The 25,114-nt window shown below is 23.0% G+C and carries 22 protein-coding genes; 10 read left to right on the forward strand and 12 right to left on the reverse strand.

Annotated features, from left to right (window positions below; translation table 11 throughout):
* The first annotated feature begins 83 nt into the window (after positions 1–83).
* Positions 84–1,847: a sodium:solute symporter family protein gene (locus N3A58_04645; protein MCX8058680.1), complete on the forward strand. Its 1,764-nt coding sequence runs from the start codon at positions 84–86 to the stop codon at positions 1,845–1,847.
* Here the strand turns inward: N3A58_04645 and N3A58_04650 are convergent.
* From N3A58_04650 to N3A58_04665, 4 genes are all read right to left on the reverse strand, one after another.
* Positions 1,844–2,533: a hypothetical protein gene (locus N3A58_04650; protein MCX8058681.1), complete on the reverse strand. Its 690-nt coding sequence runs from the start codon at positions 2,531–2,533 to the stop codon at positions 1,844–1,846. The genes N3A58_04645 and N3A58_04650 overlap by 4 nt on opposite strands.
* Before the next feature lie 58 nt (positions 2,534–2,591).
* Positions 2,592–2,999 (reverse strand): hypothetical protein, encoded by a 408-nt coding sequence (locus tag N3A58_04655; protein MCX8058682.1) that lies wholly within the window; start codon positions 2,997–2,999, stop codon positions 2,592–2,594.
* Positions 3,000–3,127: 128 nt separating this feature from the next.
* Positions 3,128–4,447, reverse strand: coding sequence for a type III pantothenate kinase (locus N3A58_04660; protein ID MCX8058683.1), 1,320 nt, complete (start codon positions 4,445–4,447; stop codon positions 3,128–3,130).
* The gene (locus N3A58_04665; GenBank protein MCX8058684.1) at positions 4,407–5,504 is read right to left on the reverse strand and encodes a hypothetical protein; all 1,098 of its coding nucleotides are present in this window, start codon (positions 5,502–5,504) and stop codon (positions 4,407–4,409) included. The genes N3A58_04660 and N3A58_04665 overlap by 41 nt, the downstream gene beginning before the upstream one ends.
* Positions 5,505–5,654: 150 nt before the next feature.
* Here N3A58_04665 and N3A58_04670 point away from each other — a divergent pair, with 150 nt between their 5' ends.
* Together N3A58_04670 and N3A58_04675 are read left to right on the forward strand one after the other, a co-directional pair.
* Positions 5,655–6,758: a PilZ domain-containing protein gene (locus tag N3A58_04670; protein ID MCX8058685.1), complete on the forward strand. Its 1,104-nt coding sequence runs from the start codon at positions 5,655–5,657 to the stop codon at positions 6,756–6,758.
* A gap of 9 nt (positions 6,759–6,767) precedes the next feature.
* Positions 6,768–8,399 carry a response regulator gene (locus N3A58_04675; GenBank protein MCX8058686.1) on the forward strand — a complete coding sequence of 544 codons (1,632 nt, stop codon included), beginning with the start codon at positions 6,768–6,770 and terminating at the stop codon, positions 8,397–8,399.
* 8 nt (positions 8,400–8,407) lie between these two features.
* Here the strand turns inward: N3A58_04675 and N3A58_04680 are convergent, their stop codons facing one another.
* Together N3A58_04680 and N3A58_04685 are read right to left on the reverse strand one after the other, a co-directional pair.
* On the reverse strand, positions 8,408–9,481 hold the full coding sequence (locus N3A58_04680) for a tRNA-dihydrouridine synthase family protein (protein MCX8058687.1): 1,074 nt from the start codon (positions 9,479–9,481) through the stop codon (positions 8,408–8,410).
* Positions 9,426–10,298, reverse strand: a complete 873-nt coding sequence (locus N3A58_04685; protein ID MCX8058688.1) for a TatD family hydrolase — start codon at positions 10,296–10,298, stop codon at positions 9,426–9,428. The genes N3A58_04680 and N3A58_04685 overlap by 56 nt, the downstream gene beginning before the upstream one ends.
* Before the next feature lie 152 nt (positions 10,299–10,450).
* On the opposite strand from N3A58_04685, the gene N3A58_04690 reads away from it, so the two are divergent.
* From N3A58_04690 to N3A58_04710, 5 genes are all read left to right on the forward strand, one after another.
* Entirely contained in the window at positions 10,451–11,458 is a 1,008-nt protein-coding gene (locus tag N3A58_04690; protein ID MCX8058689.1) for a M23 family metallopeptidase, read from the forward strand.
* A 112-nt stretch (positions 11,459–11,570) separates the two neighbouring features.
* Positions 11,571–11,951 (forward strand): polymer-forming cytoskeletal protein, encoded by a 381-nt coding sequence (locus N3A58_04695; GenBank protein MCX8058690.1) that lies wholly within the window; start codon positions 11,571–11,573, stop codon positions 11,949–11,951.
* A 2-nt stretch (positions 11,952–11,953) separates the two neighbouring features.
* Positions 11,954–12,628, forward strand: a complete 675-nt coding sequence (locus N3A58_04700; protein ID MCX8058691.1) for a hypothetical protein — start codon at positions 11,954–11,956, stop codon at positions 12,626–12,628.
* 72 nt (positions 12,629–12,700) lie between these two features.
* Positions 12,701–13,198: a DUF327 family protein gene (locus tag N3A58_04705; protein ID MCX8058692.1), complete on the forward strand. Its 498-nt coding sequence runs from the start codon at positions 12,701–12,703 to the stop codon at positions 13,196–13,198.
* Positions 13,199–13,265: 67 nt separating this feature from the next.
* Complete coding sequence (locus tag N3A58_04710; GenBank protein MCX8058693.1) at positions 13,266–14,285, forward strand: hypothetical protein; 1,020 nt, start codon at positions 13,266–13,268, stop codon at positions 14,283–14,285.
* 202 nt (positions 14,286–14,487) lie between these two features.
* Here N3A58_04710 and N3A58_04715 read toward each other — a convergent pair whose 3' ends face one another.
* The gene (locus N3A58_04715) at positions 14,488–15,486 is read right to left on the reverse strand and encodes an Ig-like domain-containing protein (protein ID MCX8058694.1); all 999 of its coding nucleotides are present in this window, start codon (positions 15,484–15,486) and stop codon (positions 14,488–14,490) included.
* Positions 15,487–15,763: 277 nt separating this feature from the next.
* Here N3A58_04715 and N3A58_04720 point away from each other — a divergent pair, with 277 nt between their 5' ends.
* Positions 15,764–17,002 carry a dicarboxylate/amino acid:cation symporter gene (locus N3A58_04720; protein MCX8058695.1) on the forward strand — a complete coding sequence of 413 codons (1,239 nt, stop codon included), beginning with the start codon at positions 15,764–15,766 and terminating at the stop codon, positions 17,000–17,002.
* Between the two features lie 41 nt (positions 17,003–17,043).
* On the opposite strand, the gene ablA is transcribed toward N3A58_04720, so the two are convergent.
* The 3 genes from ablA to N3A58_04735 all read right to left on the reverse strand — a co-directional run bounded on the left by ablA (position 17,044) and on the right by N3A58_04735 (position 21,361).
* Positions 17,044–18,312 (reverse strand): lysine 2,3-aminomutase, encoded by a 1,269-nt coding sequence (gene ablA, locus N3A58_04725; protein MCX8058696.1) that lies wholly within the window; start codon positions 18,310–18,312, stop codon positions 17,044–17,046.
* Between the two features lie 118 nt (positions 18,313–18,430).
* Complete coding sequence (locus N3A58_04730) at positions 18,431–19,660, reverse strand: adenylosuccinate synthase (GenBank protein MCX8058697.1); 1,230 nt, start codon at positions 19,658–19,660, stop codon at positions 18,431–18,433.
* A 93-nt stretch (positions 19,661–19,753) separates the two neighbouring features.
* Entirely contained in the window at positions 19,754–21,361 is a 1,608-nt protein-coding gene (locus N3A58_04735) for a transglutaminase-like domain-containing protein (protein MCX8058698.1), read from the reverse strand.
* 175 nt (positions 21,362–21,536) lie between these two features.
* Between N3A58_04735 and eno the strand changes: the two genes are divergently transcribed.
* Complete coding sequence (gene eno / locus N3A58_04740) at positions 21,537–22,826, forward strand: phosphopyruvate hydratase (GenBank protein MCX8058699.1); 1,290 nt, start codon at positions 21,537–21,539, stop codon at positions 22,824–22,826.
* A gap of 47 nt (positions 22,827–22,873) precedes the next feature.
* Here the strand turns inward: eno and N3A58_04745 are convergent, their stop codons facing one another.
* Together N3A58_04745 and N3A58_04750 are read right to left on the reverse strand one after the other, a co-directional pair.
* Positions 22,874–24,208, reverse strand: a complete 1,335-nt coding sequence (locus N3A58_04745; protein ID MCX8058700.1) for a TldD/PmbA family protein — start codon at positions 24,206–24,208, stop codon at positions 22,874–22,876.
* 80 nt (positions 24,209–24,288) lie between these two features.
* Positions 24,289–25,114 (reverse strand): TldD/PmbA family protein (locus N3A58_04750; GenBank protein ID MCX8058701.1); only part of this gene is annotated, 826 nt, incomplete at its 5' end.

Here is a 25,114-nt window from a genome sequence, read left to right on the forward strand (position 1 = left end):
TTTATTTAGGTTTTTCCTATTTTATTCTGACCAGTTTATAATCTGCTATTATACTAAAATCTTAAAATAAAAGGGAGGCTTTTATGATTAAGGAATATTTAACACAAATAGCTAATTATCCTAATATCTCTATTATTCTATTTTTATTTATTTTTTCAAATCTCTTATTTATATCATTAAAAAAGTCTAGAAACTATATGGAATTTGCATTAAATAATAAAAATATTAAAACTTTACCTCTTTTTTTTACAATAATTGCAACAAACTTATCCGCATTCACAATATTTGGAGTTACTGGTGCTTCTTATAAATATGGCTTTGCATTTTTTCCTATTATGGGTTTTGGAACAGCATTTATGACCATATCTTTTATAATCATTGGTATACCTTTAAGAAAAATAGCTTTAGAAAATAATTATATTTCTGTCTCAGAAATTATACAAAAAAGGAGTAGTTCAAATCTACTTGCACTTATTTTTTCTCTCTTAACTTTGTACTTTACTCTTCCTTATATTTCAACCCAAATATTTTCTGCAGGTAAATTAATATCTTCAGCTACAGGTTTAAGTTATAAATTATCCTCTTTTATTTTCGTAGTGATTATTACTTCCTACATAGTATTCGGTGGTATGAAATCTATAATAAAAACAGATATTTTCCAATTTATTGTGCTATTAATTTTTTGTTTAATATTTTTCTTTATTGGTTTTAACTTAATATCAAAAAGTAAGTTTTCTTTATTATCAGAAAATTTTATATATTTAAACAGAAATGGTATTGATAACTCAATAACTCCAATAAAACTATTATCATATTATATATTATGGTTTCTTGCTGATCCAATGTTCCCCCATATTAATCATAGATTTATAGGAAGCAAGTCAGATAGTAGTCTAATAAAATCTATGATTTTATATCCTTTTGCACTACTTATTGTCTTCCTTTCTATGAATTTTATTGGGGTTTATGGAAGAATTATTTACCCTAATCTGCAACCTGGAGAATATGATAATATTATCAAAATTATAATAAACAATAATTTTATTTTTTTGCAACCATTGTTTTATTTAGCTTCTATTGCTGCAATTATGTCTACACTTGATAGTCAAATTCTTTCATGCTCAATCATAATTGTTAATGACTTAATAAAAACTAACAAAATTAAAATCTTTAAATACTTATCAAATAAAAAAAATAGAAAAATAAAAGAAGAAAATTTAAATTTGGATAATACAAAAATAATAATATCAAAATTTATAATTATTATTTTATCTTCTATTGCTTATTTAATATCTCTAAATCCTCCGGCAAGTATATTAAATTTCCTAACCTCATCTTCTTTTGCTGGATATTCTATTCTTTTTCCAATAGTATTTTGCATCATATATTTTCCATTTTTAAATAAAAATATTTTAATTATCAACATAATAACTATGTTTATTATACTTACACTTCAATCATCTAAAATATTATCTATTCCAATACCTCAAGTTATTTTTAATTTAATTTTACAAATTATTTTAATAATATTAGGATTTTTATTTCAAGTACTCTTTGAAAATTATAAAAGTAAAAAAGTTAATAACTCTGAAAAGGTTAAATTCAAAAAAATTAATTTCGAATTTACAAAAAATAAATATTTAAATAGAAAAACAATTCTAATTATGATTTTAATATTTATCCTAGGCTTTGATCTATTTAACTATTTTATTAAACCATTTAGTTTATATGGGATTCCTATATGGGTTTATTATCACATTATAATTTTAATAATTACAGGATTCCTTTTTTATGTTATATATAAAATAAATTTTAAAAATATTAAAAAAGAAATGTTTGAAGATTAATTTTCAATAAAAACTAAACCTTTAATTTTGATATATAGATTACCCGAATTTATAATATAAAAAGGTTGTTCAGTAATTATAAAACTACCTTTAATATCTAACATAAAATTTTTACCGAATTTAATTAAAATAGCATTGTTTATCATGTCAACAATGGAATTTTTAAATACTTTTATAAAAAAATTATCCTTATTATCAGATAAATTTTGAGTCTTAATTTGCAGATCCTTTTCTATTAAAGAATCTGAGGCTTCTCCTGAAACCAAAAATCCTGAAATTTTCATAAAATTAGAAATTCTTTCCCTTCTATTATCATCAATCGGTATATTTATCTTAAAAAGATAATAAAATCCATCTATGTTTTCATAAGATTCAACTTTATAATCTATCTTTATCTCTTTAATATCAAGATAAACATCTCTAACAAATCCTTTCCTTTTAGATTCTCTTGAAAATAAAAAAGAGTTTGTGTTAAATACAACAGAATTAAAAAACTTTACATTTTTATCCAACTCAGCAAATATATCTTCTTTATTACTTTTATTTAAGATATTTAGTACTGGTATATAATAATTAATTTTACTATAAGAATTTATTTTAAAAAGATCAAAAGAAAGATATAAAAAGTTAGTAAATAAAAAAAGAGTTATAATAAGTATAAAAAATAACTTTTTTATTAAATTCATATTTTTTATTAAATATATCCTCATTAATTATTCTACTTTTTATCTATATAAATAATCTCTAATTTTTTGAAAATTTAATAATAAAATATTTATTTCCAATTTTTTTTAGTCTCCACCATGTTGTTTCTAAATGCTTCCCACTCTTATCCATTATCATAAATTTTATTGCTAATTCATCATCAGGGTATTCCTGATATTCAAGAAAATTAAATTTGCTTATATTCTTATTATAATTTACAAACTCGGAATAATAATTCTGATCTTTTGTGACATCCTTCAGAAATTCAACAAACTTTTCCTTGCTTTTTCCATATAAAATTTCTTTATCTATCTTTTCAAACTTTTCTTCTTTTAAATATTTAAAATATAATTTTATAGTTGCTTCTGGTGTTCGACTACAAGATGTTAATAGCAAAAATTCTATAAAAACCAAAAAAATAAATAAAATATTACATTTTTTTTTCATATATACCTACTTTTGTTAATAAAAAATTTTTTATAATATTTTTTATTTATAATTTTCTAATTTTATTTTCGAAATATGGTAAAAAAGATAAAATAAAATTAGACAGTATAAAGTAAAAAATAAAAAAACTAAATAGTAAAATTTTCCAAAATCTTATCAATTAGAATACCTTTGAGTGGAATCTCACAATCAAAAATAAAAATAGCAACATTTTTATATTTTCTTATATTTAAAATTTTTTTTAAAAAATAAGAATTAAATTTTCCATTTTTATTAAGTATAGAAATGGAATATTTCTTTCTTATTAAAAATCTTTTATTAATACTAATTTCCTCTTTTTTATCTAATTCTTTATTTTTTTCATTGATAAAATTATCATTTTTTTTAATTTTAAAATTAATTTCTTCTATTAAATTATCATTAAAAGAAATAAAAATAATTTTTTTATTAAAATTAATATTTTCATTTATTTCTTTAATATATAAACAAATTAAATAAAAAAATGTTTTATTAAAAAACTCACCATTAAAAATAAAAATTTCTCTTTGGAAATCTTTTTTTAATTTTTTTAAAATAAAAAAAGACAACTTATATAAAAAACCATTTACAACCCCATTCAATATAGATTCAGAAGTACTTTTACCAATACACTTATTAGAAAAACAAAAATATATGTTATTTTTATCAAAAATAAAATTTAAATTTATTGAATTTTTAATAAAATAATCAATTGCTGATTGAAAATTATTTAAATTCAATTTTTCAGTAATATCTGGAAGTTTATCTGTGAATATTTTCAATGTTTTAAATTCATTAAAGGGTGAAATTGAAATTGAACCTCCTAAATAAGATACCTTACTGATTTCATCAAGAACTAATGCTGTTCCACAATTAAATATACATGCATAGTCAAAAAAGAAATCAAAAAAAAAGTAAGATAAATAAAAATAATATAAAAGACCTGCTATTCTATCTTTACCATATGATTCAGGTGGATTATAATTAAAATTAATTTTGCTGTCTAAGCTTTTATAATTTATTTCTATAAAACTTAAATCTCTGCTGAAACTTTCATTAAATAATTTTTTTATATGAGAAAAAACTCTTTCGTTTACTTCTGAATAAACAACTAATGAAAGTTTATGGTTTATAAATCTTTTAATTATTTTTAATATACCATAAAAAATTTCTAAATTTAAAATTTCATTATTTAATATTTTAATAAACAAATAATTGTTAGTTTTGCTTTTCTTAATATTTAAAAATTTTATAATATCTTCAAAAAAAAGAAAATTAAAACAATAATTATTATTAAACTTTTCAAATTTTATCTTTTTTTTTATTTCATCTATATTTTTAGCTACAATAAATTTAGTATATGTGTTTCCTATATCTATAATTATCAAATTATTTGAGTAAAATAATTTCTTCTTCTGGTATAAATCCATATTTTTTATTTACTTCATTTTTCAATAAATTTATAATAGTTTCTAAATCTTGAAATTTACCATCTTTTAAATTTATAATAATATTTCCATGATATGGAGAAACTGAAATTTTATTTATTTTATATCCTCTATAACCAAGCTCATCTATAATTTTACCTGTAGGGATTCCAAACTTATAATTATTTTTAAATACAGATCCAGCAGAAAAATATTTAAAATGCCTTTTATTTACTCTATCATTTTCTATATAAAGCATTTTATTATAAATACTTTCTCTTTCTTTTAAAAAATCCTTTATATTAAAATTTTTGTTTTGCAAAAAATTCTTCTTAAACTTTTCTAATTTACAAACTCTTTTCACTATTTCTAATATTCTTCTTATTTTATAATTATTATAAAAATACTTTAAATTAGAACACTTTTTTATTGAATTAAATTTTTTAATAATATATTTTTCTAAATATTTGGAAAAAATAAAAAATAGATCTTTTTCATAATCATTTTTAAAATAATTTATAAATCTTATCCTATAGATAAACTCATTATTTTTTTGAAATATTGAATTTTTATAACTAAAATCACATTCATTATTTTTTCTTTTATTAAATATAAATTCTAAGTTTTTATTTTCAGCATTAAATTTTATAGCCACACTTTCGACTTCAAAATTTAAACCTGAAACTTCTCCATCATAACACCTAGCATTCATAAAAATAGCTCCACCTAATGTACCAGGTAACAAATGTAAAAATTCAAACCCTTTAATATTCAAAATAAAAGAAATTAAAGAGAGAAAAGAACTCATTAAACCAGCACAAACTATTAGATCATTTTTTTCAATAAAAAAACTGTTCATAAATATTGTATTTATTACTGATTTTGAAAAGTTATCACCAAATATTATGTTTGAACCTCCACCACATAGTATATATCCCGTGTTATAAACTCTTTTTATAGCATCAATAAATTCTCCAATATTTTTAGGAAAAAAAACATTTAAAGTATTTTGCCCAAGCCTCATGGTGTTTAAATATTTTGATAACAATTTTTTACTCATTTATGTGAAAATACATTTATTCTTTTTTTTTTCAACTCTGATAAATAAAATAAATTTGAAATTTTTTTTTATTAATGTATTTTTATTATTAGTAACATCTTTAATAAAATAGAAATAATTTAATTATATCTTAATAAAATTAAAGTATATATGAATTTTATTTATAATTTTAAATTAAATTATCTTTTTTTAGCTTTAGATGTTGAACTTAAACCTGCAGATACAAAAAGCATTTTAATATTTTTAATTATTATAACATTGGTTTTCTTAATAATATTTTTATTTGGAAAACTTAAAAATTCAAAACAGTTTCAAACATTTCTAAAATTAAGATCTAAAGATTTTAAGGTTTTTTTTGATTTTTTTAAAGAAAAAGGGTTTACTCCCCCTGAAATAAATATAATGTTTAAATACTTAGATCAAAGTCCATATCCCAACCCCTTTGTTCTTGCTTCAAAAAAATCAAATATTGAATCTTTTATTAACAAAATTTTAAACTATATACCATCAATACCAGTTGATGTTTTATCAAATGTAGATAAAGAAAAAGAAAAAAATATATGTTACAATATTTTAAACAAGCTTGATTTTATTTATAGTAAAACTCAACCTTTAACATCAACTAGAGGTATTCCTGTTGGAAAAAAAGTTAGAATTTTTATAAAAGAATATGGTTACTTTTATACGGAAGTTATATTAAATGTAGAAGGTGGGCTAATTGTTTCTAAACCTCCAAGAGAAGACATTAAAGATTGGCTTAAACCTGTAACTGTATTTTTCTTTTTAGATAATGATGCAGGATACTCTTTTAACTCAACTATTGAAGAAGAAATCTCAGAAAAGCATTTAAAAGGACTTTTTATTAAACACACTGATTTACTAACAAGATACCAAAAAAGAAAATTTTTAAGAAAAGAAGCACAGTTTTACATAACTTATTCATTTGCCTATCAAAAAGTGTCACCTGATAATAAAACTAAAATTATTATTGACACTGCCGAATATGATGGAACAGTTATAGATATTTCAGCTGGTGGAGTTAGCTTTGAAACAATGAAGGAATCAAAAGCAAACCAACTTATAAAGTTAACTATTTACATGCAAAGAAACAACATTAATGCAATTGGTAAAATTATTAGAGTTACAAAAAAGAATAATAAATATATATATTATGTTAAATTTATTAAAATATCACCACAAGAACAAAATTTAATTCATGAGTATATTTTCACAAGTAAAGCTAGGAAGGTTTAAATAATTTTTATGATAAAAAGGATACTTTATATTGAAGATAACTATTACAATATTTTACTTGTAAAGAAAATACTTGAGAAAGAAGGGTTCTCATTCTATGAGGCAAAAGATGGAATTTCTGGTATAGAACTTGCAAAAAGAATTAAACCTGATCTTATACTAATGGATATCAATTTACCAGACCTTTCTGGTTTAGAAGTAACAACAAGAATTAGGTCGATACCAGAATTACAAAATGTAAAAATAATTGCCTTAACTGCTGATATATCTGAAGGTTCAAGAGAAAAATCATTAGTAGCAGGATGTGATGGTTTTATTTCAAAGCCAATAAATAAAAATTTTATAAATCAATTGTTTAAATACCTTACCGGTGAAAAGGATGAGATTGGGGACAAAGACGAACAAATAAAGTATTTAAAAGAATATTCAATAAGTTTAGTTGAAAAATTAGAAAACAAAATTAAAGAATTAACTAAAGCAAATGAAGAACTTGAGAAATCATACAAGGTTTTACAAAATATTAACAAAAAACTACTTTATTTAAATAAGATGGAAGAAAATTTTATATCAATATCCTCCCATGAGCTAAGAACACCTATAGTAGTCTTAAAAGGATTCATAGACTTAGCTGTGGATGGTTCGTTCGGTGAAATATCTCCAAAACTTTCCGAAATATTAAAAATATGTCAAAATAATATAGATAAATTAATTTCTATAGTGGAAGATATAACTGATTTTGCAAGACTTAGAACATCTAATATCAAAATAAATGTTAATGAAATTAATATTGAAGAATTTTTATCGACAATTGCAAAGGAATATAAATCAATTTTTGAATCAAGAAATTTAAAATTCTCTTATATTATAAACTCATCAACTAAAATAATTTATGCCGACAAAGAACTTCTTTTCCAAGCAATTCATAACTACATATCAAATGCCATTAGAAATACACCTGATTTTGGAGAAATAATTTTAGGATTTGAAGAGAATGACAATGAATATATATTTTATGTAAAAGATACTGGAATTGGAATTGAACAACAATATTTAGAAAAAATATTTGAAAAATTTTTTGTTATAAGAGAAGCAACTCATCATTTTTCTGGAAATTTTGAATTTATGGCAGGAGGAAAAGGGCTAGGTCTTGCAATTGTTAAAAATATTGCAAAAATACATGAAGGTAAATCTTGGGCTGTATCAGAAGGCTTAGGGAAGGGATCAACATTTTATCTTACTATTTCAAAAAACTTTAAGAAAATTGCAGGTCAAGTATCAATTCAAGTATCTGAAAAAAGATTAATATATATTATTAATTATAAAGAAAATATAAAACCATATATATCATCCATCTTTGAAGAATTATTTTTCGATTATGATTATTTTAAATCTAATATTGATAATCTTGAATCACCTTTGTTCGTATTAATGGATATTTCTGAAATAAATTTTGAGGATATTAAACTAACAATAAATAAAATTAAAAGCAACCTTAACTACTCTGATGTTCCTATTATTGTTGTAGATAAAGAAGAAAACATATTAAAAAAAGGTGAACTTTTTTCACTAGGAGTTGAAGAGTATTTAATCAAACCTATAGATAAAAATAAAATAAACTCTATTATTTCAAGTTTAATTTAAAATCAAAGTTAATTTTGATTATTTCTTTTGGAAATTTTCTCTTTAATAATATTTCTTTTTAAAATCAAATATTGAATAATATTATTAATATCAGTTTCTTTATTTAAATATTCTTTAATTTCTTTAGATTCAGGAATATTTTTTAATAATTTATGAGCTATTTTTCTATATAATAAAATATTATTTTTTCTTTCATTTTCCGGCAATAATTCAATTTTTTTGTATAATCCTATTAAAATAGCAATATTTTGTAAAAAAATATTATTGAACCAGAATATTGGAATTTTCTTATAATTAAAATTTTTTAAATTTGAATTATTACTATTTCCATAATAAAATAAGTTTGAAGATCTAACATTTTCTAAATATAATTTTATTCTCCAAAAAATAAATGGATCTGATAAAGAAGCTCTTCCTATCATTATACCATAAGGGTTATATTTATTAATTATAAAATAAGCTTTTTCTTTTGAATCAATATCTCCATTAAAAATAAATCTAACCTTTTGATCATTAATTATATTTCTATATTTATCCTGTATCAATTGAATATATGAATAATCAACATCTCCTCCAAACAACATAGATGCTGTTCTTAAATGAATAGTAATAAATGAAACCCCAGACTCAATAATCGAATCTAATAACTCAAATATTTGAATTTTGTCAAATCCAAGTCTCATTTTAACTGATACAGGTTTTTCAATACTTCCTTTAACAGATTTAATTATTCTATAAAGATATTCTGGTTCTTTTAATAAAAATGATCCACCTCCTGATTTAATAATCTTTTTAACTGAGCAACCTGCATTTATATCTATACCATCACAATATTCTGATAAAAGCTCAGAAGTTAAAGAAAAATTATCTCCATATTTACCAAAAATTTGAATTATATATTTAAAATCTTTTTTATTAAAAATAAAATTTAATCTATCTCTATTTTTAATAATTTCATTTACATTAAACATTTCAGAATATATATAATCTGCTCCACCAATATGAAGATAATAAATAAAATTGTCATTAGTAAATCCAGCCATTGGAGCTGAATAAAGTTTTGTTGAAAATTGAGAAAACATTTTTTACTATTTGCTCCTTTAATATATTTTCACTAATTTTTTTTAGTTCACTACAATATTTATAAGTATAAATAATATTTACCGGAACATTTTTTTCTCCTCTCTTTGGAACTGGAGTTAAAAATGGGGAATCTGTTTCAACTAGTATTTTATCGAGTGGCAAATAAATAAAGGCATCTTTTAAATTTCTTGCTTTGGGATATGTTATATTGCCTGCAAAAGAATAATAAAGTTCAAGATTCAATTTTTCAAATTTTTTTATAGTTTCTATATCACCTGAAAAACAATGGAAGATAATTTTATTATTAAATATTTCTATATTATCTTTAATTAAAACATATAAATCATCAAAACTATCTCTAATATGTAAAATAAGTGGTAAATCTAATTTTTTTGCCTCTTCTACTTGAATTAAAAAAATCTCTTTTTGAACTTTAGAACTATTTTTATTCCAATAATAATCAAGACCAACTTCACCTATTCCAATAATTTTATTTTTATACAATTTGAAAAAATTATTAATATTTTCAACTAAATAATTCTTTAATTTTTGACTACTTATTTTATTTACATCCAAATTTAATTTTTCCAAAGTATTAATGTCATTAGGTGACAAGCCAATAGTATAATAAATTGAGTTAATATTTCTAAATTTCTCAGAAAATTTTTTAAACTGTGAAAAATTAATAGAAACATTAAAAATTAAATTAATATTTGATCCTTTACATTCATTTATTAATGCTATAATATCATCATAATTATTAGATATAATGTCTAGATGAGCATGTGTATCAATATAAAAATTATAATTTTCCATATTAATTTTTTAAATTAGATTGACTTTTTTAAAAAAAATATTAAAAATTTATCTATAAACAAAATGATTTAAATTATTTTTTTTTCAACTATCATTTCATATATGTTATTTTAATCGGAACAATGATATATTATAGGTTGAGGTTATTTAAAATGAAGACATATAAGGCATTAGAAAAAAAATTTTTTAACACTATTTATGAATTTTTCTTAAAAGTTAAATCAAAAACAGAATCAAAATGGAAAGAATTTATAAGGAAAGGTAATGAAAAACTTACCATAATGCTAATACCTCATAATCATAAAAAAATAAAAAATATTCATCTATCAAATTTTACCTTAGCATTTTTCATTATATTTATAATTATTATTATTATATTGGTGTTTATTTCGATTTCTAGACTTTCAATATATTCCCAAGAAGTTTCTGAATATAAAATTAAATTATTTAATGCTGAATCTGATTTTAAAAATTTAGCTGAAAAAACAAAAAATACCTATTTTGAAATTTTAAAACTATTTAATTTATATAGCAAAATATCTAAATCTTATAGACTTGGGCAATTTGAAGATGTTGAAAATGCTGGTGGAATTGAAATTAATCCAGATGAAATAGCAAATATTAGCAGTTTCGATCAAGCTAATAGCATATTTAATAAAACCTTGATTTTGCAAGGTTTTTATAAAGAGATTTATGATAGAAGGGAAGCACTTGCTAAAATGGCTCAATGGATTCCTTCGAGACATCCCTTCTATGATCAAAAAGCAATTATTACTTCTACATTTGGTACAAGAAGAGATCCATTTAATGGACTAATAAGATTCCATTCTGGCTTAGATTTAAATGGCGGTTATGGAGCTCCTATAGTTGCAACTGCCGATGGTATAGTTACATTTGCTGGTTCAAGAATGGGTTATGGTTTATGTATTATTATCTCTCATACTGATGGGAATAGAATAAATTATGGCTATTCAAGCCTCTATGGTCATTTATCTTACATAGCCGTTAGAAAGGATCAATATGTAAGAAAAGGACAAATAATTGGAAAACAAGGACAGACTGGAAGAGCAACAGGTTCTCATTTACATTATGAAATTCTAGTTAATGGTAACCCTATAAATCCTGCTATTTATTTATTTTTCTTTACAAATAATTTTTAATTTATTATTATTATTTTATTTTTATATAAAAAATTATAACAAATATCTATTTCATAATTATTTTTAAAAAAATAGTTCTATAATTTTTTCAAATGATTAATAGGAGCAAATTATGGAAGCTACAAAACAGTTATCTCTTAAAAATATTCAATCTGATAATGTCATAAGTAACTTTATCTTTGAAAATACTAAATTAAAAGGTGAATTTGAATTAAATACAGTATTAAGAATTGATGGTGAATTTAGTGGAAAAATAAAATCAACTTCTAAAGTCATCATTGGTACTAAAGGTAAAGCTTTTTGTGATATTGAGGCAGATATTATTGAAATAGGTGGAGAGTTTATCGGCAATATTATTGCCAAAACTTTTGTTAAAGTATATTCTACTGGAAAAGTTACAGGTAATATAATTACTCCTAAGATCTTAATAGAAGAAGGTGTAAAATATAATGGTGAGATTAAAGTAAAAAAAACCAATGAAAAAAATATCTAATAATGAATAGAAAATTAATAAATATTATATTTGAAGGAATAGATAAAACTGGAAAATCAACTCAAGTGGATCTAGTTTATAACTTTTTGTCACAAAATTATAATAATTATGAAATAATTAAAACAAAAGAACCAGGTAATACAAAACTGGGGAAAAATATCAGAGATATTCTTTTAAGTAATGATTATAACATAAATATATTATCAGAATATTTTCTATTTATTTCAGATAGAATAGATAACATTTTTAATATAAAAAAAAGTATTGAAAAGATAGATAAAAAATTGATAATTTTGTATGATAGATCTCACTTTTCTACTTTTGCTTATCAAATATATCCTTTTATATATGAAAATAAAAATTATTTTAATATTTTAGACAATTTAAAACTAAAAAAAATAAAAGCTATTGATAAAAAAATTGGGAAGTTAATTTTTTCCATAATAAAACCAGATATTATATTTTATTTTGAAAAAAGAAATTTAATTAAAGAATTTAATGAAGATAGAATAGAAAGTAGAAAAGAAGATTATTTCAATATTGTTTTAGAAGGTTATAAAAAATCATTTAATTATTATTATAATTTTAATAAAAAGGTCATTAAGTTATTTTTTGAAGATGGTATAGAAAATAATTTTAATATTATAAAAAATAAAATCATTAAAATAATAAAATAGAATTTTAATAGTTAAAATTTGATTAATTTTAATATATATTATTAAAAAAGAACTGAAAGAGGACAAAAATTTATGATAAACAATTTAAATCCACTTTTAAACAATTTAAATAAAAAACAACAAAATAACACTGATAATATTAAAAATAAAAGCAAAACAAAAATAAATTATAAAGAAGAAAATATTTCTAATAAAGATTTCTCTATTCTATTTAATGATATACTTTATGAAAATTTAATCGATGAATTTATTAATTATGAACCAGAAGAACTTATTAAAGAAATTATAAAAAAAGGCAATGATTTTCTGAGTAATAGAAATGAAGATACTTTAGAAGAATATAAACATTTTTTAGGAGGCTTTTTAGCATTAACTATAAACAAATCTTTAAGATTAAAAATTATTAAAGATAAAAAGAAATTTAATGAAATTTCTGAAAAATATTATTTATTAGTAAATACTATAAATGAAAAATATTTAGCTTTACTTAACTCTTTTTTATTATCGCAACAACAAATATTTAAAGTTATTAAAGAAATTGAGGGGATTCTCCTAAATATAAAAATTTAAATTCAAAAATTTTTTATTAAAAAATAAAAATAATTTTAATCCATAATATGAAATAGAGAGGATAGTAATGGAAATAAATTTAGAAAACTCTATATATTATTTATATAAGTGTAAAATTATTCATAATAATACAACTTACTTTTACTTTTCAAATGAAAAATTTAACATCAATTTCAATGAGATAGTTAAAGTTGAATCAAAACATGGTCTTGACCTAGCCTATTTTATTAATTTTGAAAGAGAAATAACAAAAGATGAACTAGATAACCTAAAAAATGTTGAGCCCCATACAAAAATAGCTGAAGAAATCGATGAAAGTTTACTTTCAAACTCTGATTCTATTAATATTGATTTTAATATGTTAGAAAAAAAAGAAGAGATTAATCTTAATGAAGAAAGTGAGCCAAGTTTTTTTAAAATAGATGGAATTCTAATTGGAGTTGCTAGCCAAGAAGATTTAAATAAATTTTACTTATATAGAGAAAAGGCTAAAGAAGCTATAAACATTTTTAAAAAGGAAATAGAAAAGTTTAATTTAAAAATGAAACCTATAAATGCACACTATTTCTTAGATGATAAAAAAATTATTTTTTATTTTATTTCAGATGGTAGAGTTGACTTTAGAGAATTAGTAAAATCTATGGCAAGTATTTTTAAAAAAAGAATTGAACTCCATCAAATTGGGGTAAGAGATGAAGCTCGATTTATAGGTGGATTTGGAATCTGTGGGAGAAAAATCTGCTGTAACTCTTTTTTACATTGTCTTAAACCTATTTCAATTAAAATGGCAAAAATTCAGAATGCCCCCCTCAATACTTTAAAAATATCAGGATATTGCGGAAGACTACTATGTTGTCTTTCATATGAGTACAAAAATTATGAAGAAATAAAAAAATTCTATCCTGAAGAAGGAACTATTGTTAAATTTGAAGGAAAGAATTGTATACTTTACGAAATAAATATTATAAAAAAATCTATTAAATTAAAAACTCAAGATAATAACTTTATCAAATTAAAACTTGAAAATTTTAAATTTATTCAGGATAATATTGGGAACATTATAATAACAAATTATTCATTTTATTAAATTAAAAATTAACTTATATTAAATTTGAATATAATAATAATAAAACTCAAATTAAATAAAATTAATAAATTCTATAACTAATTTACTTTTAATTAAAAAATCATAAAAATATTATAAAAAAATTGGGAAGCATCCAAATTGCTTCCCAATTTTTTATTTTATTTCAATTAAAAATAATTTTTTATTATTAAAATCTTAATTATTATTGATTTGAACCTACAGTAATTGCATGATCAACAGTTGGTGGTGTATTATCTACTACAACTTTAATTTCAATCATTTCCGATACATTATTTACAAAATCTATCGCTTGAACTACTATAGAGTGATCCCCTTCAGATGCAAAATTTATTTCTCCAGAATATGGTAAAAATTCTTTACCATCAATTGATACAAGAATTATTTTAACCCCAGAATCTTTATCAAAAGCTTCTATAGAAAATTTAGTTTGAGAAGTAACTATCAATTTATTGTCCTTTTTGATATTAGGACCTATAACATTAATTTTAACAGAAGGTGCTGTATTATCAACTATAAAACTATAAACATAAATATCAGAAAAATTACCTACATTATCTATAGAATAATATTTAATAACAAAACTTCCACCCTGATCAAATTTAATTGGATCTTTATATTCAGTAAATTGCCCATCATTTATAGAATAAAAGATTGATTTAACTCCTGAATATTTATCAAATCCATAAAAATAGAATTGATAATTTGCAGGTATGTAATTTAAACCTCTCCATTCATAAATAGAAGAAGAAGGAATTAATTGTATAACTGGAGCTGAACCATCAACACAAAAAACTATTGTTTTTGAAAAGATTACATTACCAAGTTTATCATAAGCTCTATATATTAAAGTATAGATTCCTTCAACTGTAAACTTAATAGGCTCAGTATATTTAACAAAACCTTTTTCATTTATAGAATATTCAATATAATCAACACCTGCAATTTGGTCTTGAGCATCAATTTTAAAAATAGAATTTAATGGTAAATAAACCATTTTTTCAGTTTCATAAATTTTATAATTTTGTTGAACAATTTTATTTTGTTCAGTAGTAGTAGGTTTAACAGGAGCTTGAGAAGATGAACTTGAACCAGCTTGTTGTGTCATGCTTCCTTCTTGAGAAAATAGTAAAAATGGAAATAAAATAAAAATTACAATTATTATAAATATTTTTTTATTCATATTTTCCTCCACAATTTTTTTATTTATTTAATATTAAATTTAATATTAGTCAACTTTTTATTTTAAATTTTATTAATTTTTAATAATTTTTATTAAATAATTTTAACAACATTCATGTGTTTTCGTTTTTAAAAATAAATAAAAATTTTTTATATATCAACTTCTAAAATTAAAAACATTCTTTACTTTTTGAAACAATTTTATTTAAAAAAATTATTAATAATTGAATATTCTTTAATTTTTTTTATAATCAAAAAAAGGTAAAAAGGAGGATAGCTTGAAAATTTGGGTTAAATCTCTAATTGCTCTAATCTTAGGAATTACTTTAGGAATATTTTTACCTTCTGTGAGTTTTATAAATGATTTTTTTAAATTAATTGAAAACCTATTTTTTAAATTTTTATTATTTTTATCAAAACCTATGATATTTATATCATTAATAATAGCTTTTTACAAAGTTAAAGAAAATAATAAAATTTATAAAATATTTACAATATTTTTTCCTATAACTATCGGTTTTGCTATTTTTGCCTTAATTCAATCTAGTTTGTTTGGCTTTTTATTAAAACCAGGTGAAGGGTTAAAGGTTTTTGAAGCTAAAGTTACTTCAGATATATTTACACCTATATATAAAAATATGACATCAATTCATAGAATTATCCCTGAAACATTTTCTGATGTAATAGGACTTAATCCTGCCTCCATAATACCAACTATATTAATATCATTGATATTTGGAGTTTCCCTTATTTATGCAGTTAAAAGAGGTCAAATTTTATTTAATTTAATTCAAGCTGTAGATGAAGTATTAAGTTATATTTCCCTTTTTTCTATTGAAATTTTTTCTTTTATAATTTTCTTTTCAACATACAATTTAGTAAAAGAAATTATTTCAACCCAATATTTATTATACCTTATAAAATACATTATTATATTTATCTTTGCTCTATTTATTCAGAGTTATCTTTTACCTTTTATTCTTGTATTTTCAATAACCAAAACAAATCCTGTTTTATTTTTTAAATCTATTCTTGGAGCACAATTTTCAGCTTTTGCACTTGGTTCTGTTTATCCAAATTATTCAAATATATATTATCATACCCATAAAAATTTAGGAATAGATGAAAACTTTTCATCAATTTTTTCTTCTCTCGGGGTAGCATTTAACATTGATGGTGCTATAATTTTTACAACTTTATCTTTCTCTTTTTTCTATCAATTATTCAAAGTTTCTTTTATTTCATATTTTGAATTTTTAGGTATACTGCTTATACTAATTCCAGTTATGTTCATAAAAGACAGCTATGTTTTCCCAGAGCTACCAATCTTAATGTTCCTTCTAAATAAAGTTGGCGTTATTCCTTTGGAAACTGTTGGGTTAATATATATAGGATTTTTCTTAATTAAAAGATTTTCATGTTTTATTACTACTACATCTATAATTACTATTAACTATTTAATAGCTAATAAATTTTTTAATCAAGGGTATATAAAATCATATAAAGAGCAAATTTAGTATAAAAAAATGATTTTTTCTTATCATTATTTATTCTAAACCTATTTTTTCTTTAAGTTTTTATATTTTTCATGTCTTTTTTCTCTCATGTTATCCTTTGGAATTAATGAGATCTGTTCTCCATTTAATAATTTAGCAATTCCATCTTTAGAAAGTAATTCTTCTTTTAAATATTTTTCGTTCCCCTTCAATTCTTTTTCCTCATAAAAAGGTTCTGTATAAGTAGTTATAAATCCTTCATAATTTCTTAAAATTACTTTTTCAGGTGACATAGAAATTAAATAATTTGGCATAACAGGAATCTTCCCACCACCACCAGGAGCATCTACAACAAAAGTTGGAACAGCAAAACCTGTTGTATGTCCTCGCATATTTTCAATAATTTCGATACCTTTAGAAACCTTAGTTCTAAAATGTTTAATACCTTGAGAAAGATCACATTGGTAAATATAATAAGGTCTTACTCTAATTTTGAGCAACAATTGCATTAATCTTTTCATTAATTTTGCATCATCATTTATTCCCCTTAATAATACAGTTTGATTACCTAAAGGAATACCAGCATCTGCTAATTTTTCACAAGCTTTTTTTGATTCTTCTGTTATTTCTTGAGGATGATTAAAATGAGTATTTAAATAAATTGGATGGTATTTTTTTAGCATATTCACCAAGTTGTCAGTAATTCGCATGGGTAAAACAACAGGAGTCCTTGAACCTATCCTAATTATTTCTACATGGTCAATTTCTCTTATAGATTTTATAATTTTTTCAAGTTTTTCATCTGATAATGTTAAAGGATCTCCACCAGATATCAAAACATCTCTTACTTCTTTTGTTTCTTTTATATATTTTATTGCTCCTTCTATAAGATTATCTGGAGCAGGTTTATCAGTTTGACCAGCCATTCTTCTTCTAGTGCAATGCCTACAATACATAGAACACTGATCTGTAACTAAAAATAGAACTCTATCAGGATATCTATGGGTTATTAAAGGAACAGGTGAGTCTATATCTTCATGTAATGGATCAGACATATCATTTAAAGAAATTTCAGTTTCATGAACAGTAGGAACTGCCTGTTTATATATTGGGTCTTCTTCCATATTTTCATTGCTTATAAGAGATAAATAGTAAGGAGTAATAGCCATTCTTAATATTTTTAAATAATTAGAAATCTCCTGGCTTTTTGATTTATCAAAACCTAATATTTCTCCTAATTGAAAAGGATCTGTTACTCTATTAGCTATCTGCCATCTCCAATCATACCAATCATTATCTGAAACTTTAGCCCAATAACTATGTTTTATCATATTATAAACCTCCTCTTATTTTAAAATTTAATAAATTATTATATTTTTTAAATTAAAAAACTTAATTTTTTAAATAAACTAAGAAAACTTCCCTTTATTTTTTATTCTTTTTAATTTTTTACGGTTTAACTATTAAAGTATCTTTTTCTTCCTGACCTTTTGATATAATGTAAATAGGAATATTCAAATATTTTTCTAGAAAATTAATAAAATTAGAAAAACTTATATCTTCTATAGAATTAAATCCTTTAAACTCCAAATATTGAGGTTCATAACTTTCTAAACTATTAACTGGGAAAAATTCTATGATCTCCCCTGTAAATTTATTTTTATAACTAGTACAAACTAAAAACTTTTCCAACCCAAAAAATATGTCTATTTTTGTTAAAATTAATTTTGTTATTCCACATATCATACTATTGTATTTTATTTGAGAAAGATCAAGCCAGCCACATTTTCTTAATCTACCAGTTGTAGAACCATATTCAAAACCTTTTTTCTGAATCATTTCCTCAACTTCTTTCTCCATCTCAACTGGAAATGGCCCTTCACCAACTCTTGTTGTATATATTTTAAAAATACCAAAAACATCTTTTATATAATGAAAGGGAACTCCACTTCCAACTAGAGAATAAGAACTTATTGTATTTGAAGAAGTTACATAAGGGTATGTGCCAAAATCTATATCAAGAGAAACACCTTGAGCCCCTTCAAATAAAATTTTTTTTCCTTTGTTAAGTGATTCATTTAAAAAGTATTCCGTATTTTTTACAAACTTTATGAGTTTATTTTTATAATTGTTTATAAACTCTAAATTAAATTTAAATTCATCAGAGAATCTATCAAATCCAAAAAAATCCATTAATATTTCAAATTTTTCTAATAATTTATTACTAAATAAATCTGAAAGTTTTAATCCAACTCTTACTATTTTAGTTTCGTAAGCTGGGCCTATACCTCTTTTAGTTGTACCTATAGGATTTTTATTTTCTCTTAAAGAATCCATTTTTTTATGAACAGGTAAAACAATAGATGCTTTATCTGAAATAAAAATTCTTTCTTCTATATCTTTTGTATAGTTTTTCAATTTATTAATTTCATCAAAAAATACTTCAGGATCAAAAACAACCCCATTCCCAATTACAGCAATAGAATTTTCATTGAGTATTGATGATGGAATGAGATGAAAAACAAATTTTTCACCTTTTTTATAAACAGTATGGCCAGCATTTGCCCCACCCTGAAACCTTACAACTATATCATATCTTTTAGATAAAAAATCAACTATTTTCGCCTTGCCTTCATCACCCCATTGAAGACCTACAACAATATCAGCAAATCCTTTCATTTTAGAACCTTCCAAATATTTTTATAATTTTCTATCTATTGCATTATTGCAATATAATGAAACTTTATTGAAATTCTATCATTAAATTAATCTCTATTCATATATAATATTCATTATTAAATTATAATTAGTATAAACAATTTTATTGTTTTCAATTTTAAATATATTTTTATAAGTTCTATTCTCAATGTAATTACAACCAAAATAAGCACCTTTATATGTAGTATTGAGAATGTTTCTAACTACTATATAATATTCACCTGCTTCAAGCTTATTTTCAGGAAATGTAAACTGAACATATAATTCATCTAAATTATTTGAGCCAAAAGATATATTAGTAGTACTCCTATAATAAGATGTTAAAACAGGGGTTTTAGAAATTTCTCCATTAATATTCTTGTATATAAATATTTGTATTCTGCCCTCACCACTTAACCTAATCATTGGAATATCAATTCTTTTTATCTTAATATCCTTTGAAAATAATATTGGTTGATAATAATTTTTGTTTTCAAAAGGAATTTCTAAATAGTTGTTTCTGTTTTTAATAATAATATTATTTGTGGAAACTTTTTTATCATATTTAATAAACTGTAAAGCACCTTTTGGAATAATTATATCTACAATATCATTAAATAAATTTTTAATATAATCTGGAATAAAAATAATTGACTCAAAATTATCTGAAATAGTACTCTTTGAAGATAAAAAATTATCGTTTATATTTTCAATATTAATTGCAAAATCTTCAAAAAATTTAGAAGTTTTAATATCTGTTTCATAATTAAAATAAGGCATATCAACAAAATCTAGGGAAACACCAATTTTTATATAGGGTCTTGTTGGATAGATATAATATTCGAATGGATCAAAAGGAACCCATCCATAGGAAGGAAAATATACTTCGATTAATGTATATAGCCCTTTTTCATACTTTAATTCAACATCAATATTTTTTGAATATTTTCTTTCTATAGGTAAAGAATAAGCAATAACAGCTCTACAAGGGATAGACATACTTCTTAATATAGCAAGAATAAGATGCATTATACCTTCTCTATTACCTTCTCTATTTAAAAGTACATTTTCAGCATTATAATTGTCATAACCCCCATTAAAATCAATCTCTTTTCTTATCCATCTTAAAAGATTAAATATTATTAAGAACTGATTTTGTGATGTTTTTAAAAATTGTTTAGCAAGATAATTAAATTCATCAACATTTAATGGTACATTATCAGTTGATTCATTTATATAAATAAGTAGATCAGGTGAAAGATTATTTCTCAAATCATTTACAGTGTCATCAAATTTATAATCACCATTTTTAATCTCTAATAAACCATTAAAATTAAATTCAACTGTTGAAGAATTAATATTTCTCCATTCCATTTCAAGAATTTTGTTACCAAATTTATCTTGATAAATATTTTGTGCTTTATAATTTTCTGGAGAAAAATAGAATCTCATATTTGAATCAGGAATTATTTGAGATATAAAAGTGCTTTCATTCGTTTGAGGTAAAAGCATCTTTAATCTGTAATACTTTGATCCTTTTAAATTACTAACATTCTTATTTGAATAAATTGAGAAATTTATCTTTGTTTGTGATTCATTACCAATATACATTAAAAAAGAATTAAAAATAAAGAAAAAAATTATTAAACAAATTAAAATAAATTTTTTTATATTATAATTCATTTTATACCCTATAAAATTTAATTTCTTTGACAAATTTTATATAATAAAAATATTTTTTCAATTTAAATTATTAATAAGCAGAAAAATAGTATTGAATTTTTGCAAAATAAATATAAAATACTTATTGAAATTATAAAATATATTTTTAAATTAAATTTTTTTAAAAGGAGAAAATATGAGTTACATAAGTGATATTATTGCTAGAGAAATATTAGACTCAAGAGGAAACCCTACAATAGAGGTAGAAGTTATTTTAGAAAGTGGAATAATAGGTAGAGCAGCAATACCATCTGGTGCTTCTACAGGTGAATTTGAAGCTGTTGAACTAAGAGATGGAGATAAAAATAGATATCAAGGAAAAGGTGTTTTGAATGCTGTTAAAAATGTTAATGAAATAATTAAAAATGAATTAATTGGAGAATTTATTTTTGACCAAGTTTATATAGACAAAAAACTTATAGAATTAGACGGAACAAAAAATAAATCAAAACTTGGTGCTAATGCAATCTTAGGTGTTTCTCTTGCTTGTGCAAAAGCTGCAGCAAATGAGCTATCTTTACCTTTATTTAGATATATAGGTGGAACAAATGCAAAAGTTTTACCTGTACCAATGATGAACATATTAAACGGTGGGAAACATGCTGATAATAATGTTGATTTACAAGAATTTATGATTATGCCAGTGTCAGCAAAATCTTTTAGAGAAGCTATAAGGATGGGAACTGAAGTTTTTCATTCTCTCAAATCAGTTCTCCATAATATGGGACTTTCTACTTCAGTTGGAGATGAAGGAGGTTTTGCCCCAAATCTTAAATCAAACAGAGAAGCTTTAGAAGTTATTATGAAAGCTATTGAAAAAGCTGGTTATAAAGCTGGAAAAGATATTTTTATTGCTTTAGACCCAGCATCTTCTTCATTTTATGAAGAAGGGAAGTATGTTCTCAAAGGAGAAGGAAATAAGAAACTTTCAACAGATGAAATGATAGAATTTTATCTTTCTTTAATCAAAGATTTTCCAATAATATCAATAGAAGATGGTCTTTCAGAGGAAGATTGGGATGGTTTTATAAAAATAACTTCTAAAGTTGGTGATAAAGTTCAAATTGTAGGTGATGATCTCTTTGTAACTAACGTTGAAAGAATTAAAAAAGGAATAGAATTAAAAGCAGCAAACTCTGTTTTAATAAAACTTAATCAAATAGGAACTTTAACAGAAACACTTGATGCTATAGAAATGGCTCACAAAGCTAATTGGACTGCTGTTGTATCCCACAGATCTGGTGAGACTGCTGATGCAACAATTGCTCATTTAGCTGTAGCGTTAAATACTGGATTTATTAAAACCGGTTCAGCATGTAGAATAGATAGAATTGAAAAATATAACGAATTAATAAGAATTGAAGAACAATTAGGTGATAGTGCTATTTTTAGAGGATTAGATGGATTTTTTAATTTAAAAAAATAAAAATTTATTAAAAAAGGCTGTCTATAAAGACAGCCTTTTTTTACTTTTTATTTTCCTGAAATTGATAGCTCTTCTATTAATAAGGCTGGACTAGAAAATGGCACATAATTATCAGTTCTTCTATCATCGGCCTTATCAACAATATTTTTTATTAATTCAAAAAAATTACCTGCAATAGTAAAATTTTTTAGTGGTATAGTTTTTTGACCATTCTCAATTAAAAATCCCTTTGAAGCTAGAGAAAAGTCCCCAGAAACTTTATCAATTCCTGCATGTAGACCTTCTATATTGGTAACAAAAATTCCCTTATTTATAGAAGAAATTAATTTATCTAAATCCTTTTCTCCATTTGGGATGTAAGGGTTTAGAATAGATATTGTTATTGGTGAAGATAGTCCATACCTATAAGCCCTACCATTTGACTTTTGACCATCTTTTTTTGCTGTATATAAATTATAAAGTGGGGTAGTAAAAATACCTTTATCAAAAATTGTTATAACTTCTGTTTTTACACCTTCAAGATCAAAATTAGCAAGATTAAGGCCATCTTTATATGGATCATCTATAATAGTTAAAATATCTGATCCAATTTTTTCTCCAATTTTACCAGCAAGCTTTGACTTACCTTTTTGAATTTCATCAGCATAAACTATTGGCATAAATACAGAAAAAAGAGAAGAAGCAACCTCATTTGAAAATATTGTAGTATACTTGCCAGATTCAATTTCAGTTGCCCCAAGTAATTCTATTCCTTTTTCAACAGCATTTTTTGCTATCTGATCTAAATTAAGATTTCTAATAGATTTTGATCCTTTAAAATACATAGAAACTTGTGTATCTTTTCCATCTGAAACAATCAAATAAACAAATCCATAATATATTGATGATTTCTCATGCTTACTAAGTCCAAAACTATTACATATAAATAATTCTGATTCATGTGATTCTAAAACTGATTGAACAACATTTACAACTCTTCTATCAAGATCATAACACATTTTCTCTAAATTCATAACCATCTCTTTTTTCTTTTCAACATCCACCTCTTTAGATTTGTAATCAAAATGGATATCAGTTTCAAATTTCTCATCAGATTCATAAAGAGAATTAAACTCATCATCTGGAACAAAGTTTGAATTTTCTGAAGAGTTTAATATGCATGTTTTTATATCATCCTCACTAACTTTTTCAGTAAAAGACATTCCAATTTTCTTTCCATTTAATACTCTAGAAGATACCCCAGATGTTATCGATTCTGAATAACTTGATATTTGACCTTTAAATGCAACTATACTTTGATTTAAATTATTTATATAGGTCAATTCAACTTTCTCTCCTTTTTTTGAATAATCTTTAACAATTTGAAATATTTTATCTTTCATTTTTTGCCCCTTAATTTTTTATTGTTTTATCTAATAATTTTAATCTTATTTAATCAAATTATTGAAATATTGTTAAAATTTTATCTACCACCAACTACAAGCCCTTGTACTCTTATTGCTGGTTGCCCTACATTTGCTGGAATGCTACCAGAAAAAGATCCACACATGCCTGTTCCAAATTCAAGATTATCAGCAACCATATCTATATTTTTAATTATTTCACTTCCTTTTCCAATTAATGAAGCATTCTTAACAGGTCTATCTATTTTACCATTTTTTATAAGATAAGCCTCAGAAACAGCAAAATTAAAATCAGTAGTTGGAGGATTTACCGATCCACCACCCATTTTTTTACAATAAAGGCCATAATCAATAGAAGAAATAAGTTCCTCAAATTTATATTTACCAGGAGCAATGTAAGTATTTGACATTCTTGAAGTTGGAGCAAACTTATAAGACTCTCTTCTTCCACAACCATTAGGTTGAGATTTCATTTTAATAGCTCCAAGTTTATCTACTAAATAAGATTTTAAATAACCATTTTCTATTAAAATGTTCTTTTGAGTTCTATTTCCTTCATCATCGTAATAATTTGAACCCCATTCATTTGGAATAGTTCCATCATCTATAGCAGTAACACAGTCACTTGCTATCTTTTCTCCGAGTTTCCCAGTAAATACTGAAGCATTATCAGCTACTGAAGTTGCTTCAAGAGCATGCCCACAAGCTTCATGAAAAATAACTCCACCAAACTCATTATCAATAACTACAGGGAGTTTACCTTTTGGTGCATAGTCTGCTTCTAACATTACTGTAGCAATTCTCGCTGACTCTCTGGCTATATTCTCTGGGGTATACTTATCAAAAAATTCAAAACCTAAAGCTTTTCCTGGAGCATAAAATCCA

The sequence above is a fragment of the Spirochaetota bacterium genome, assembly GCA_026415295.1.
Lineage (GTDB): Bacteria > Spirochaetota > JAAYUW01 > JAAYUW01 > JAOAHJ01 > JAOAHJ01.